The sequence below is a fragment of the Streptomyces chartreusis NRRL 3882 genome, assembly GCF_900236475.1.
Lineage (GTDB): Bacteria > Actinomycetota > Actinomycetes > Streptomycetales > Streptomycetaceae > Streptomyces > Streptomyces chartreusis_D.
The window spans coordinates 6,308,005-6,322,627 of the sequence record NZ_LT963352.1 but is presented as its reverse complement, the minus strand read 5'-3'; the positions used below and the strand labels follow the sequence as shown (position 1 = coordinate 6,322,627).

Below are 14,623 nucleotides of genomic sequence, written 5' to 3'. Positions count from 1 at the left end.
CGGGTTCTCGGCCCAACCGGCTCTCCTCGCGAGCCGGTTCGCCGACCGGGTAGCCCCAAAGCAGGCCCCCAAACGGCGGCCGGGCCGCCCCCGGGCGCGGACGGTCCCCGGGTTATTCGGTTGCGGCCCCGCCACGGCATCCGCCGAGAATGCCGGTCATGACCTGGACCGTGGCCCCGGAACCGTACGACTCCCCCGTCGCCGCCGCCCTGTGGCGGGCGTACTACACCGAGGTCAGCGACCGCTGGTACCTGCTGCACGAGGGGCGCCGGACCGACCCGGACGAGCTGGAGCGGGAGATCGCCGAGCAGCCGGGCGCCGATCTCGCCCCACCGGGCGGCCAGTTGCTGGTCGCCCGCTACGGCGGCGAGCCGGCCGGCACGGCGGGCGTACGGCTGCTGGACGACACGACCGCCGAGCTCACACGGGTCTTCCTGCACGAGCCGATGCGCGGCAAGGGCGGTGCCGCGCTGCTCGTCCGGGCCGCCGAGGACACCGCTCGCGGGCTCGGCGCCCGGCGGATGGTCCTCGACACCCGAGGCGACCTCGTCGAGGCCCGCGCCCTCTACACCCGGCTCGGCTACGAGGAGACCGCACCGCACAACGACGACAAGTACGCCGAGCACTGGTTCGCCAAGCACCTCACCTGACGCACCGAGGCCCCCCGCTTTCAGCCCATCCGCTCCACCGGCCGCTCGGCATACGGCCGCTCCCGCCGCGAGCCGCACAGTTCGCCGTTCAACTCCCGCACGAGGTGCACCAGATCGGTCGGCCGGTCCGGTCCCCACCAGTCGCCGAGCAGCTCGGCGAGGGACGCCTCACGGGCCTGGGCCAGCCGTTCGGCGACCTCGCGTCCCTGGTCGGTCAGCACCATGTCGAGGCCCGTGCGCACGGCGAGCCTCCGCTCCTCGACCTGCCGTACAGCCTCCATGATCACGGTCAGCGGCACGGGCATCCGCTCGGCCAGCACGGCCGGCTCCACCGAGCCGTACCGCCTGATCCGCAGCAGCAGCCAGCTCGCCGCGGGCAGCAGGTCGTAGCCCGCCCGGTCGGTGATCTTCCGGTAGATCTCGCGCCGCCCCGCGCGGGTGCCGAGCACCGACAGCGCACGGCACACCTCGTCGTACGAGGACCGCTCGACGGGGTTGCTGGCCAGGGTCTCCGTGACGTCGGGCGCGGTGACCGAGCCGCGCAGCCGGTCCTCCTTCAGGAACCAGGCCAGCACGAAGCCGAGGAGCGCGACGGGGGCGGCGTACAGGAAGACGTCCGTGATGGACACGGAGTACGCGTGCAGGGCCGGCGGGCGCAGGCCGGGCGGCAGGGCGGCGATGCCGCGCGGGTCGGCCTCCAGCGCACCCACGGAGACGCCGGGGGGCAGCGGGGCTCCGCGGAAGGCGTCCGTGAGCTGGTCGCCGAGCCGGTTCGCGGAGATCGTGCCGAAGACGGCCACGCCGAACGAGGCTCCGATGGAGCGGAAGAAGGTGGCGCCGGAGGTGGCGACGCCCAGATCCTCGTACGGGACGGCGTTCTGCACGATGAGCACGAGGACCTGCATCACCAGGCCGAGGCCGAGTCCGAAGACGAAGAAGAAGCCGCTCAGCTCGGCGGTGGAGCTGCGCTCGTCGAGCTGGTGGAGCAGGAGCAGCCCGAGGGTGGTCACGCCGGTGCCGGCGACCGGGAACACCTTCCAGCGGCCGGTCCGGCTGACGATCTGCCCGGAGGCCGTCGAGGCCAGCAGCAGCCCCAGCACCATCGGCAGCATGTGCACACCGGACATGGTCGGGCTGATGCCCTGCACGACCTGGAGGAACGTCGGCAGGTAGGTCATCGCGCCGAACATGGCGAAGCCGACGACGAAGCTGATCACGGCGGCGAGCGTGAAGGTGCGGATTCCGAAGAGCTTCAGCGGCAGGACGGGTTCGGCGGCCCGCCGCTCGACGGCCACGAAGGCGACGGCGAGGACGACGCCCAGCACCGCGAGCGCGACGATCTGGGCGGATCCCCACCCCCAGGTCGTACCCCCGAGCGAGGCGACGAGCACCAGGCAGGTGGCGACGGCCGCGATGAGGAACGTGCCGAGGTAGTCGATGACATGCCGCCGCGTCCGGCGCGGGATGTGCAGCACGGCCGCGATCACGGCGAGCGCCACGAGTCCGACGGGCAGGTTGACGTAGAACACCCAACGCCAGCTCGCATGCTGGGTGAACAGCCCGCCGAGCAGTGGCCCGAGCACACTGGTCGCCCCGAACACGGCACCGAACAGCCCCTGGTAGCGCCCGCGTTCACGCGGTGGGACGAGATCGCCGACGATGGCCATCGACAACACCATCAGCCCGCCGCCGCCGAGCCCCTGCACGGCCCGGAAGACGATGAGCTGGGTCATGTCCTGCGCCGTGCCGCACAGCGCGGAGCCGACCAGGAAGATCACGATCGCCGTCTGGAACAGCCGTTTACGGCCGTACTGGTCGCCGAGTTTGCCCCACAGCGGGGTCGCGGCGGTCGCGGCCAGCAGGTAGGCGGTGACCACCCAGGACAGGTGGTCCATGCCGCCGAGGTCGCTGACGATGGTGGGCAGCGCGGTCGACACGATGGTCTGGTCCAGGGCGGCGAGCAGCATCCCGAGGAGCAGGGCGCCGATGGAGACCAGGACGTTCCCGGGCACCTGCTCCTGGACGGCGGCGCCCTGGTCCGGCGCCTGCGTGGCGTGCGCATGTCCGGCCATGAGACCTCCCGAGGTCCTGTGACATTTTCCATCGTGACCGGTGTGACGCGGTATGGCCCGCCGAGTCCTTTTGGAAGCATTCATTCCGCGAGCTGGCCGTCGGCACTGTGGAGAAGATCTGGATAATCTCTGGAGTTCGCGAGGGGAGGGAGGAACGCGTGGAACAGCCGAACGGCCACCCGTGCCCGGAGTGCGGCACGCCCAGACAGCCGGACAACACCCCGTCCTGCACCTGCACTCACCGCGTCGCAGAGGCCCTCCGCAACGCCCGCACGACCGAGGCGGCAGCAGCGGAGGACTTCGACCCGCTCCGCATCCGCCCGTACGTCGAACTCACGCCGGGAACACCCACCCAGTCCCGCGCGGACGAGAGCACCCCGCGACACCGCTCTGCGGAGGCCGCGCCCACGCCCTCACCCGCGGAGCCCTTACACACCGAGCCCCCCGGGCAAACCCCCCGTCGTCCCCAGGCCCGCCCTACGGGGCCCTCGGGCACCGCCGGCCCCGCACAGCCGTCCCCGGCGGACGCCCCCGCCCCGCCTCCACACGCCGAGGCTTCGCCCGCGCAGGGCACCGCAGAAGTCCCGCGCGCACGCACCGAAACCCCCACGCCGGCAACCGAAGACGACGCCCCGCTGCGAACCCCCGGGCGACCGACCGACACCCCGCGACCGCCCCTGCCCCACCCCGCGGAGCCCCAGCGCACCGCCGGCCCCGCACAGCCGTCCCCGGCGGACGCCCCCACCCTGTCGCCCGCGCAGGGCACCCCAGGAGTCCCACCAGAAACCTCACCCACCAAAACCGCCACACCAACCACCCAAGGCGCCCCGCGACCGCCCCTGCCCCACCCCGCGGAGCCCCAGCGCACCGCCGGCCCCGCACAGCCGTCCCCGGCGGACGCCCAGGCCCACCACACCGGCGGCCCCGCCCGGGCGGACGCCTCGCGACGAATCCGCGCGGACGGCCCGGCCAGGTCCTCCCGCCCGACGGCCGCGGACCCCGTACGGCCCGTCCGGGCGACCGAGGAAACCCCACGGCAGACGGACGCAGACGGCCGGCCCTCGCCCACAGCGGACCCACACGCCCAGGTCCCCGCGCGGGCGACCGAAGGCACTCCGCGACAGCACCTCGGGCCGGCGGCCGGCGACGCCCCGCAGCCGCCCCTGCCCCACCCCGCGGAGCCCCCGCGCACCGACGGCGCCGCACGGGCAGCCGAGCGCGCCCCGCGACGGTCCATGACGCCCCCTGGGCAGACGCCGCCCGCCGAAGGCGCCGCGCCACCGCCCTCCCCCGCCGACACGACCATGCCCCTGCGCCCGGCCGACCTCGACGCGACCACCGTGCTGCCGGCCTTCCCGGCCTCGCCGGGCACCGCGCCGCTCTCGACCCCTCCGGCCCCCGCCACGACCGAGCCCAGCGTCACCGACCTGCGGCTTTTCGACGGCATCGGGGGGCCGGACCGGGGTGGGCGGGAACCGGACGAGGCCGGGTCGAGGCCCAGGCGTCGGCGGCGCGGCGCGCTGCTCGGCGTGGCCGCCGGGGCCTGTGTCGCCGTCGTGGCCGCGGCCGGGTACGCGAGCGGGCTGTTCTCCTACGAGGCACCGTCCCGGGACACCGCGCTGCCGGACGACCTCCGGGCGAGCGTGCCGGACGCCCCGTCGAGCAGCGCGGCGTCCACACCCCCGGCGGGGAGCGCGCAGGCCACGCCGCCGGCCCCCGCGGCACCGCCGCCGTCGCCGTCGGCGACCGGGAGCCCGTCGGCCTCCCCGTCGCCGTCCACGCCGAGCGCCTCGCCGAGCCCGTCGCAGTCGGCCACCCCGTCGGCGCCCCGGACGTCCGCCTCCGCCACCGGCCCCGCGAACCCGCCCCCGGACAACTCCCGGCAGAACGGCGGCCCCACCGTCCTGCGCCTCGGCGACCGCGGCCCGGAGGTCACCGAACTCCAGCTCCGGCTGCGCCAGTTGTACCTCTACGGCGAGGACCCCGACGGCGACTACGACAGCCGGCTCGAGGAGGCCGTCCGCAACTACCAGTGGTCACGCGGCATCCAGACCGACGACCTCGGCGTCTACGACCGGGAGACGCGGGCGAAGCTGGAGTCGGAAACCAAGAAGCCGTGACCGGCCCGACCGCCCTACTGTGACGCCGTGACCACTCAGGTGATCGTTCTCAACGGCGGTTCCAGCTCGGGCAAGTCCGGGATCGTACGGTGCCTGCAAGAGGTGCTGCCGAACCCGTGGCTGGCCTTCGGTGTCGATTCGTTCGTCGAGGCGCTGCCCGCGAGGATGCGGGGCTCGGAGGAAGGGATCACCTTCACGGCGGACGGCGGGGTGAGCGTGGGTCCGGAGTTCCGCGCACTGGACGCGGCCTGGACCGAGGGCATCGCCGCGATGGCCCGCGCCGGCGCCAGGATCATCGTCGACGACGTCTTCCTCGGCGGACCGCACTCCCGGCAGCGCTGGGAGAAGGCCCTGGCCGGCCTCGACGTGCTGTGGGTCGGCATCAGGTGCGACAGCGCGGTCGCCGAGGGGCGTGAGATCGCCCGGGGCGACCGGGTCCGGGGCATGGCCGCGTCACAGGCCCACGTCGTGCACGAGGGCGTGCGCTACGACCTGGAGGTGGACACCACACACACCGAGTCCCTGGCGTGCGCGCGCACCATCGCCGCCCACGTCTGACCGACCGGACGGCAACACCCCCGAGCGTTCGTCACCCGCCGCGCGTTCCTCACCCGACGCGAACCCCTCACCCGATGTGCAGACGGATCGTCCCGTCGGCCACGGCCTCCACGCGCACCCGCGTGAGGTCGTCCACCACCACGTCCGGCTCGTGGAACGCGGCCCGGGACCCGACCCCCACCACCGTCATCCCGGCGGAGCGCCCCGCCGCGATCCCGGCCCCGGAGTCCTCGAACACCACGCAGTCCTCAGGGGCCACACCCAGCTCGGCGGCACCCTTCAGAAAGCCCTCCGGGTCGGGCTTGCTCGCCCCGACGCACTCCGCCGTCACCCGCACCTCCGGCAGATCCAGCCCGGCCGCGGCCATCCGCGCCGTCGACAGCGGAACGTCGGCGGAGGTCACGAGCGCGTGCGGCAGTCCCCGCAGCGCGGCGAGGAACTCCGGCGCCCCGGGGATCGGCACGACACCCTCGGTGTCGGCCGTCTCCTCGGCGAGCATCCGGGCGTTGTCCGCGTGGTTCTGCTCCATCGGCCGGCCGGGCAGCAGCAGCGCCATCGACGCGTACCCCTGCCGTCCGTGGACGACCTTCATGACCTCGTCCGGGTCCAGCCCGTGCCGCTCGGACCAGCGCCGCCAGACGCGTTCGACCGAGGCGTCGGAGTTGACGAGGGTGCCGTCCATGTCCAGCAGGAGGGCGCGGGCGGTGAGCACGGCGGTGGCCGTCATCGGCAGCTCCAAGGCTCAGGGCAGGACGAGGGCGCACGGCAGCCCCCGGGAGGGACAAGGCGGCCCCGCCCGCCGGTCAGGGAAAACGGGCGGGAGCCACTTTGTTTCTCCACGGTACAAAACAATCGCCGGATCGGCCAGGGCCTCCCGCAGACGTTCACCCGTCGTTCAGCTCGCCCCGGCTCACCCGGTCACGGCCTCCCACAGGCTCCACACCCCGAGAGCCAGCATCACCAGCGCCGCGATCTGCGTGATCAGCCGCAGCGGCACCTTCTTCATCAGCGCCTTTCCGCCGACGATGCCGATCCCGGCCACCGCCCACAGCGCGAGCACCGCGCCCAGGCCGACGGAGAGCGGGTCGTCGTAGCGGGCGGCCAGGTTCGCCGTCATGATCTGCGTGAGATCGCCGAACTCGGCGACCAGGATGAGCATGAAACCCGCGCCCGAGACCTTCCAGAAGGACTGGTTCTCCGGCTTGCGGACCTCCGCCTCGTCCTCGTCCTTCTTCAGCAGCAGCATCGCGGCCCCGCCCAGGAAGAGCACACCCGTGAGCGCGTGCACGAGCTGCTGCGGCAGCAGCGTCAGCACACTGCCGGCGGCGACGGCGAGCGCGACGTGCAGCGCGAAGGCGGCGGCGACACCGGCGAAGACGTAGGAGGCGCGATAGCGGGTGCCGAGGACGAGGCCGGCCAGGGCGGTCTTGTCCGGCAGTTCGGCGAGGAAGACGACGCCGAAGACGACGGCCGTCACGGTCAGGCTGATCAAGGGTTCCTCAATCGGTCGGGGCTGCCCCACCGAGAGTGCTGGATCCACACACGACACCTCGGCACGGCAGCACACTCGGCACCCGTGCCGTGGGGCACGGGCGTGCACTGCTTGCCGAAGGTCTCGCTGGCGGGTCCGTGAAAGGACCTGCCTCCGGGCGCCGGCTCAGGCGAGCTGAGCAGTGTGTCGACGGTCCGGCGAAGAGCTACTCCCCTTCTGCGCCGTCCATGGTACGCGACGGCCCCGGAGAGAAAACTTCCCACGTCTTGTCATGTCATGGACGCGTCACTAACTTCTCACCGGGCGCACACCTCCCCGCAACACGGCGCGACGAGCATTCCCTCGCTCGCAGCCCAACGCCCCCACCCCACAAGGGAGTTCGCATGCCGAAGTTCTACGCGCGTCGACGGCTCAGCATACTCGCGGGCCTCACCGGTCTCATAGCCTCGGTCGGCCTGCTCAACGGCCCGGCCGCCTCCGCCGCCCTGCCCACCCCCGTCAGCGGCGCCACCGCCCGCTCCTACCTCGCCACGCTCACCGTGGCCACCGAGGACCGCACCGGCTACAACCGCGACCTCTTCCCGCACTGGATCACCCAGTCCGGCACCTGCAACACCCGCGAGGTCGTCCTCAAGCGCGACGGCACCAACGTCCAGCAGGACTCCTCCTGCGCCGCCACCAGCGGCAGCTGGTACTCGCCCTACGACGGCGCCACCTGGTCCGCCGCCTCCGACGTCGACATCGACCACCTGGTCCCGCTGGCCGAGGCCTGGGACTCCGGCGCCGACTCCTGGACGACCTCCCGCCGCCAGTCCTTCGCCAACGACCTGACCCGCCCGCAGCTCATCGCGGTCACCGACAACGTCAACCAGGCCAAGGGCGACCAGGACCCGGCCACCTGGATGCCCTCCCGGACGGCGTACCGCTGCACCTACGTGCGCGCCTGGGTCCAGGTGAAGTACTACTACGGCCTCTCGGTCGACTCGGCCGAGAAGTCCGCGCTCCAGAATTACCTCGCGAACTGCTGACACGCGCGATTTCGCGCCGGGACCTCCCCGCTGACCTCCGTCGTTCCGTACCGTACGGGGCGACGGAGAGAGGTGATCGGCGATGGCCGGACTGCGGCTCGGACCGCTGCTGAGATACACCGACGGCGCGTCCGCGACCGTGTGGGTCGAGACGAGCCGCCCGTGCACGGCCGCGGTGCGCTGCGCCGACGGCGCCGGCGGCACGGCCCCGACCTTCCAGATCGCGGGCCACCACTACGCGCTGATCCCGGTGACCGGCCTCACGGCCGGTACGACCACGGCGTACGAGGTCTTCCTCGACGGCACCCGCGTGTGGCCGCTGCCCGATTCCCCCTTCCCGCCCTCGGCGATCCACGCGCCGGGCGGCGAGGGCGGCCTCCGCGTCGCCTTCGGCTCCTGCCGCTGGGCCGCGCCCCCGGCCGGCGGGCACGACCCCGTGGGCCCGGACGCCCTGGACGCGCTGGCCACCCGTCTCGTGGCCGACCCGGAGGGCGAGCGCCCCGACGTCCTGCTGCTGCTCGGCGACCAGGTGTACGCCGACGAGACCTCCGAGACGACGCAGCGCTGGCTGGCGGCCCGCCGCGACCTGAACGACCCGCCGGGCAACGGGGTCGCGGACTACGAGGAATACACGCACCTCTACTACGAGTCGTGGCTCGACCCCCGCATCCGCTGGCTGCTGTCCACCGTGCCCAGTTACATGATCTTCGACGACCACGACGTCGTCGACGACTGGAACACCTCCGCCGCCTGGCTCGCCGACATGCGGGCCACCGACTGGTGGCGGGAGCGGCTGCTGAGCGGCCTGATGTCGTACTGGGTCCACCAGCACCTGGGGAACCTCTCGTGCGAGGAGCTGTCGGCCGACCCGGTGTACGAGGGCGTCCGCAAGGTCCCCGACGGCACCGACGTGCTGCGCGCCTTCGCCGCCCGGGCCGACGCCGACCCTGCCACGGCCCGCTGGAGCTACCGGCGCGACTTCGGGCGCGTCCGCCTGCTGATGGTCGACAGCCGGGCGGCCCGGGTCCTCGCCGAGGACAGCCGCGCGATGCTCGACCCGGGCGAGGAGGCCTGGCTGCGCGAGCAGGTGCGGGACACCCCCGGGTCGTACGACCATCTCCTCCTCGGCACCTCGCTGCCCTGGCTGCTGCCGCATCTGGTGCACGACGCCGAGGGCTGGAACGCGGCGCTGTGCCGGGGCGAACGGGGCAAGCGCTGGGCCCGGTTCGGGGAGAAGCTGCGCCGGGCCGCCGACCTGGAGCACTGGTCGGCGTTCCCGGAGTCGTTCGCCGGGCTGGCGGAGCTGATCGCCGAGGCCGGCTCGGGGCGGGACGCCCCGGCGACGGTGTGCGTGCTGTCCGGGGACGTGCACCACGCCTACATCGCCGAGCCCTCGTGGCCCGGGCAGGGCCCGGACGCCCGGGTGGTGCAGCTCGTCTGCTCGCCCGTCCACAACTCCGTCCCCACGTCGATCCGGCTGGCCTTCCGCATCGGCTGGAGCGCGGTGGCGCGCGGGCTGGGCCGCGGCCTCGCCCGGCACGGGCGCCTCCCCCGGCCGCCGGTCGGCTGGCGCAAGACGGGCGGCCCCTGGTTCGGCAACCAGCTCATGACACTCACCCTGCGCGGCCGTTCGGCGCGGCTGCGACTGGAGCAGGCACGGACGCGGGAGGGAAAGGGCCCGCGCCTGACGACGCTCCTGGACTCGGAGCTTGCCCCGTAACCGCCCCGTTCCGCCCGTTTGTTGCCGCTGTGGCCGTGATGCTCGTGACGCGTCCCACAGCGAGGTCAATCCTTGGCCACGGGCCTCGGTTCCCACTCCCGGCGACGGCATGATGAGGCGGACCGTCCGCTTCCTCACCGACGGACCACCGAACGCGCCCCACACGCCCGGGAGTCCCACCCTTGCCTGCGCCGACCGAGGTATCCGCACCGTTCTCCGTCGCCCTGGTCGGCGCCGGGCCGCGCGGTACCAGCGTCCTGGAACGCCTCTGCGCCTCCGCCCCGGAGCTCCTCCCACCCGGAGCCCGGCTGACGGTCCACGTGATCGACCCGGACCCGCCGGGCCCCGGCCGCGTCTGGCGTACCGACCAGTCGCCGGAACTGCTGATGAACACCGTGGCCTGCCAGGTGACCCTGTTCACCGACGACAGCGTGGACTGCTCGGGCCCGATCCGCCCGGGCCCGAGCCTGTACGAGTGGGCGCGCGGCACGCTCGGCCCGGACGAATACCCGACCCGGGCGGAGTACGGCCGTTACCTGGAGTGGGTGTTCGCACGGGTCGTACGGAACGCGCCGGCGACCGTACGCGTCGAGACGCACCGGGCACGCGCGGTACGGCTCGACGACACCGCCGGCGGCCACCAGGCCCTCACCCTCGACGACGGCCGCACCCTGACGGGCCTGTCCGCCGTGGTCCTGGCCCAGGGGCACCTGCCGACGACCGCGGACCCGGTCCAGCGGCGCCTGGCGGCGCACGCCGCACACCACGGCCTGCGCCACGTCCCGCCCGCCAACCCGGCCGACGTGGACCTGTCCTGCGTACCGCCCGGCGAGCCCGTCCTGCTGCGCGGCCTCGGCCTCAACTTCTTCGACCACACGGCCCTGCTGACGACCGGCCGCGGCGGCCGTTTCGTACGGGACGCCCAGGGCCTGCGCTACCTCCCCTCCGGCCGTGAACCGCGGCTGTACGCCGGCTCGCGGCGCGGCATCCCCTACCAGGCCCGCGGCGACAACGCGAAGGGGGCGTACGGCCGGCACGTCCCGCTGGTCCTCACACCGGACGTGATCGCGGGCTTCCGCAAGCGCGCCGACTCCGGGGAGGCGCCCGACTTCCTGACGGAGATATGGCCGCTGGTCGCCAAGGAGGTGGAGACGGTGTACTGCACAGCGCTGCTCCGCGGGGCCGGGGCCTCGGGGCGACAGTGCCAGGAGTTCACCGATCACTTCCTGTCCGTGCCGCACGGCGATCCCGAAGAGGCCGTGCTGCTGGGCGAGTTCGGCATCGAGGACGCCGACCGCTGGTGCTGGGAGCGGATCTCCCGGCCGTACGCGGGACGGGACTTCGCGCACCCCGGCGAGTGGCGTGACTGGCTGCTGTCGTACCTGCGCGAGGATGCCGCGCAGGCCGCCCTGGGCAATGTGCGCGGCCCGTTGAAAGCGGCCCTGGACGTGCTGCGCGACCTGCGCAACGAACTCCGGCTGATCGTCGACCACGGCGGCCTCGCCGGCACCTCCCGCCGGGACCACCTGGACCGCTGGTACACCCCGCTCAACGCCTTCCTGTCCATCGGCCCGCCCCGGCGCCGCATCGAGGAACTGGCGGCCCTGGTGGAGGCGGGCGTGGTGCGCGTGCTCGGGCCGCGCCTGAAGGTGACGGAGGCGGACGGAGCCTGGGCGGCGCACTCACCCGACGTGCCGGGTTCGGCCGTCCGTGTGAGAACCCTCATAGAGGCCCGTCTGCCGGAGCCCGACCTGCGGAAATCGGCCGACGGACTCCTTCAGGGTCTGCTGCGGACGGGGCAGTGCCGTCCGCACACCGTCGACGGTTACGAGACAGGCGGGTTGGATGTGACACCACGCCCTTATCATCTGATAGACCGTCAAGGAGTCCCGCACGCCAGGCGGTTCGCCTTCGGGGTGCCGACGGAGGGCGTGCACTGGGTGACGGCGGCGGGGGCTCGTCCGGGTGTGGATTCGGTCACGCTTTCGGATGCGGACGCGGTGGCGAGAGCGGCCCTACGTGCGGCTGCGACGGAAACTGAGCTCCCGTCAGAGGTGAACCAGTGGCCAAATGTTGAACTTGCAAGCATTAATTAGTCACACCTAACGTGGGTTACTCATCGGTTCTGTCCCCCGACCGGCCCTCCCCAGGCCGGCCGACCGAAGGAGACCCCCACATGACCGCACGTCTCAACGACGCGCAGCCGTACGCGCTCGGACTGTTCCGGATCGTCATCGGCCTGCTCTTCGCCTGCCACGGCGCCGTCGCGCTCTTCGGTGTCCTCGGAGGTGTGGACGGCAAGGGCGCCACCGCGGCGACCGGCGCCTGGCCGAACTGGTACGCGGCCGTCATCGAACTCGTCGGCGGCACGTTAGTGCTGCTGGGCCTGGGCACCCGCGCGGCGGCGTTCATCGCCTCCGGCGCGATGGCGTACGCGTACTTCAAGGTCCACCAGCCGCAGGGCCTGTGGCCGATCGAGAACCACGGCGAGGGCGCGGCCATGTACTGCTGGTCCATGTTCCTGCTGGTGTTCACGGGTTCCGGCGCGTTCGGCGTGGACCGGCTGCTGGCCAAGCGCACATCGACGCAGGGCCGGCGGGCCACGGACCAGACGCCGGTGGCGGCCTGAGCCGCGGCCCGGACAGCGCTCCGCGGAGCGGCGCCTTCCCGCGTGTGCGGGGAGGCGCCGCTCCGGTGTGCGGGGCGGGCGGGGTTCCGGTGCAAGCAGGGCGGGGCGCTCCGCGCGGGTGACGACTCGGGACGAGGTGAACAGTCGGTACCGAACGTACGAGCCCCCCGTGAAACGCCCGTCACACCCCAGGCGTACGCTCTATGGCTGTCATCGGCCACTCCTGCCGCTCCGCCGCGCCACCGCGGCACGGTCTGGCCCACGGGGGACCAACGGGGAGTTGCGGTGCTGGAGCATGTGGGGTCGCTGTTCGGCAGCCCGTGGATCTACGCCGTGGTGACCCTGTCCGTGCTGCTCGACGTGTTCCTGCCGGTGCTGCCCAGCGGCGTCCTGGTGATCACGGCGGCGACGGCGGCGGCCGCGGGTTCGGCGGCCGACGTGCCCGACATCCTGGTGCTGACCCTCTGCGCGGCCACCGCCTCCGTCCTGGGCGACCTGGCCGCCTACCGCCTCGCCTGGCGCGGCGGCGACCGGCTGGACCGGGCGATCTCCCGATCCCGGCGCCTGACCACCGCGCAGGAACGTCTCGGCGCGGCCCTCGCACGGGGCGGCGGCGCCCTCGTCGTCCTCGCCCGCTTCGCGCCCGCCGGCCGCTCGGTCGTCTCCCTCGGCGCGGGCGCCGCCCACCGCCGCGCCCGCGACTTCCTCCCCTGGTCGGCCCTGGCGGGTCTCACCTGGGCCGTGTACAGCGTCGCCCTCGGCTACTTCGGCGCCCACTGGCTGGGCGCGAGCTGGCTGGGGACGGCGGTGTCGGTGGGGGCGCTGTTCGGGGCGGGGGCAGGGGCGGCGTACCTGATGCGCAGGGAGCCGCGGGCGTCGGGGGTGTCGTAGGGCCGGGGCGTCGGAGGGGCCCTGGACGGGGCCGGCCGTCACCCCACGCTAGCCGGCCCGCTGGGCCCGGGCGCCACGGATCTCCAGCCCGTCCAGCAACTCGGCCGTGGCCTGCGCGACGGCCTCCACGGCGCGGTCGAACACCTCCTGGTTGTGAGCGGCGGGGGCACGGAAACCCGAAACCTTCCGCACGTACTGCAACGCGGCAGCCCGAATGTCCGCTTCCGTGGCCTCTTCGGGCATGGCGGGCGGACGCAGGGTCTTGATACTCCGGCACATGCCCCCAGTCTCGCCCTTTCGGCCTCCGTACGACAGCGACGACTGCCATGATCTCCGCGAGGCGGCCACCACCGTGGGGCCGACCGAAGAGAGGAACCCGACATGGGGAACGAACTCACAGTGGCCGTCCTGGGCCCCGGTGGCGTGGGCGGTCTGCTCGCCGCGCTGCTCTCCCGCGCCGGCCACCGAGTGATCTGCCTGTCCGGCGAGGAAACGGCCCGCGTCCTGCGCACGGACGGCCTCCGGATCCGCAGCGCACACTTCGGCGACTTCACGACCCGTGTCGAGGCTGACACGCACGTGCGCGAACCTGTCGACGCCTGCCTGGTGGCCGTCAAACACACCTCCCTCGACGCCGCCCTGGCACGCGTCCCCGCGCCCGCACTGGCCGACGGACTCCTCGTGCCGTTCCTGAACGGCGTCGAACACCCGGCGACCCTGCGCGCCCGCTACCGCCCCGACCGCGTCGCCCCCGCCGTCATCCGTGTCGAGTCCACCCGCGTCGCCCCGGGCGTCATCGAGCACGGCAGCCCCTTCGCGGAGATCGACCTGACCGGCACGGCGGTGCCCCGGAACCGCCTCGACACCCTCGCCGAGGCCCTGACCGCCGCCGGCCCGGCCACCCGGGTCCAGGACGACGAGACGGCGGCCCTGTGGGCGAAGATGTCGTTCCTGGCCCCGATGGCCCTGCTGACCACCCGCCACGGCGTCCCCCTCGGAGACGTCCGCACCCGTCACCGCGACGAACTGATCGCACTGGTCGAGGAGACGGCCGCGATCAGCCGCGCGTGCGGCGGCCCGGCGGACCCGGCGCAGGCCCTCGACCGCTACGACGCCTTCCCGCCGTCGATGAAGTCCTCGATGCAGCGCGACGCCGAGGCGGGTCGGCCGCTCGAACGGGACGCCATCGGCGGCGCGTTGCTCCGCGCGGCCGAGCGGCACGGCATACCGGCTCCGGTGACGGCCCGGGTGGTGCGCGAGCTGGCCGCCGGCCCGGGCGCGGAGGCCTCGCGGAGACGCTGATCCGGCGTGGGGCCGCGAACGCCGATCACGACCACGAGCAGTCATCTTGTCTAACTGACAGTGCTGCCGGAGTCTCGATATGGTGCAAGCGGCGCGAAGGGGGATGGGCATGCGCAAATTCATGTCGTCGTTGCTCAGGGCTGCTCACACGCGCTCCAACT

13 protein-coding genes are annotated in these 14,623 nt (G+C 73.2%); 9 read left to right on the top strand and 4 right to left on the bottom strand.

Annotated features, from left to right (window positions below):
• Positions 1-158: 158 nt before the first annotated feature.
• Positions 159-650, top strand: coding sequence for a GNAT family N-acetyltransferase (locus tag SCNRRL3882_RS28590; RefSeq protein WP_010049128.1), 492 nt, complete (start codon positions 159-161; stop codon positions 648-650).
• Between the two features lie 20 nt (positions 651-670).
• Here the strand turns inward: SCNRRL3882_RS28590 and SCNRRL3882_RS28585 are convergent, their stop codons facing one another.
• Positions 671-2,722 carry an MDR family MFS transporter gene (locus SCNRRL3882_RS28585; protein WP_010049127.1) on the bottom strand — a complete coding sequence of 684 codons (2,052 nt, stop codon included), beginning with the start codon at positions 2,720-2,722 and terminating at the stop codon, positions 671-673.
• Positions 2,723-3,957: 1,235 nt separating this feature from the next.
• On the opposite strand from SCNRRL3882_RS28585, the gene SCNRRL3882_RS28580 reads away from it, so the two are divergent.
• The gene (locus tag SCNRRL3882_RS28580) at positions 3,958-4,842 is read left to right on the top strand and encodes a peptidoglycan-binding domain-containing protein (RefSeq protein ID WP_102514877.1); all 885 of its coding nucleotides are present in this window, start codon (positions 3,958-3,960) and stop codon (positions 4,840-4,842) included.
• 27 nt (positions 4,843-4,869) lie between these two features.
• Entirely contained in the window at positions 4,870-5,400 is a 531-nt protein-coding gene (gene cpt / locus SCNRRL3882_RS28575; protein WP_010049125.1) for a chloramphenicol phosphotransferase CPT, read from the top strand.
• Positions 5,401-5,467: 67 nt separating this feature from the next.
• Here the strand turns inward: cpt and SCNRRL3882_RS28570 are convergent, their stop codons facing one another.
• Positions 5,468-6,127 carry an HAD family hydrolase gene (locus SCNRRL3882_RS28570; protein ID WP_010049123.1) on the bottom strand — a complete coding sequence of 220 codons (660 nt, stop codon included), beginning with the start codon at positions 6,125-6,127 and terminating at the stop codon, positions 5,468-5,470.
• 183 nt (positions 6,128-6,310) lie between these two features.
• A complete protein-coding gene (locus SCNRRL3882_RS28565) occupies positions 6,311-6,892 on the bottom strand; it encodes a TMEM165/GDT1 family protein (protein WP_010049122.1) in 582 nt (193 codons plus the stop codon).
• 383 nt (positions 6,893-7,275) lie between these two features.
• Between SCNRRL3882_RS28565 and SCNRRL3882_RS28560 the strand changes: the two genes are divergently transcribed.
• The 5 genes from SCNRRL3882_RS28560 (at position 7,276) to SCNRRL3882_RS28540 (ending at position 13,160) form a co-directional block, all read left to right on the top strand.
• The gene (locus tag SCNRRL3882_RS28560) at positions 7,276-7,920 is read left to right on the top strand and encodes an HNH endonuclease family protein (RefSeq protein ID WP_010049120.1); all 645 of its coding nucleotides are present in this window, start codon (positions 7,276-7,278) and stop codon (positions 7,918-7,920) included.
• A gap of 82 nt (positions 7,921-8,002) precedes the next feature.
• A complete protein-coding gene (locus SCNRRL3882_RS28555; RefSeq protein WP_010049118.1) occupies positions 8,003-9,640 on the top strand; it encodes an alkaline phosphatase D family protein in 1,638 nt (545 codons plus the stop codon).
• Positions 9,641-9,822: 182 nt separating this feature from the next.
• Positions 9,823-11,736 (top strand): FAD/NAD(P)-binding protein, encoded by a 1,914-nt coding sequence (locus tag SCNRRL3882_RS28550; protein WP_010049116.1) that lies wholly within the window; start codon positions 9,823-9,825, stop codon positions 11,734-11,736.
• A gap of 80 nt (positions 11,737-11,816) precedes the next feature.
• A complete protein-coding gene (locus tag SCNRRL3882_RS28545; RefSeq protein WP_010049114.1) occupies positions 11,817-12,269 on the top strand; it encodes a DoxX family protein in 453 nt (150 codons plus the stop codon).
• A 285-nt stretch (positions 12,270-12,554) separates the two neighbouring features.
• Complete coding sequence (locus SCNRRL3882_RS28540; RefSeq protein ID WP_010049110.1) at positions 12,555-13,160, top strand: DedA family protein; 606 nt, start codon at positions 12,555-12,557, stop codon at positions 13,158-13,160.
• A 48-nt stretch (positions 13,161-13,208) separates the two neighbouring features.
• Here the strand turns inward: SCNRRL3882_RS28540 and SCNRRL3882_RS28535 are convergent, their stop codons facing one another.
• Positions 13,209-13,439: a DUF2277 domain-containing protein gene (locus SCNRRL3882_RS28535; protein WP_010049109.1), complete on the bottom strand. Its 231-nt coding sequence runs from the start codon at positions 13,437-13,439 to the stop codon at positions 13,209-13,211.
• 102 nt (positions 13,440-13,541) lie between these two features.
• On the opposite strand from SCNRRL3882_RS28535, the gene SCNRRL3882_RS28530 reads away from it, so the two are divergent.
• Entirely contained in the window at positions 13,542-14,462 is a 921-nt protein-coding gene (locus SCNRRL3882_RS28530; protein ID WP_010049108.1) for a ketopantoate reductase family protein, read from the top strand.
• Positions 14,463-14,623 lie beyond the last annotated feature (161 nt).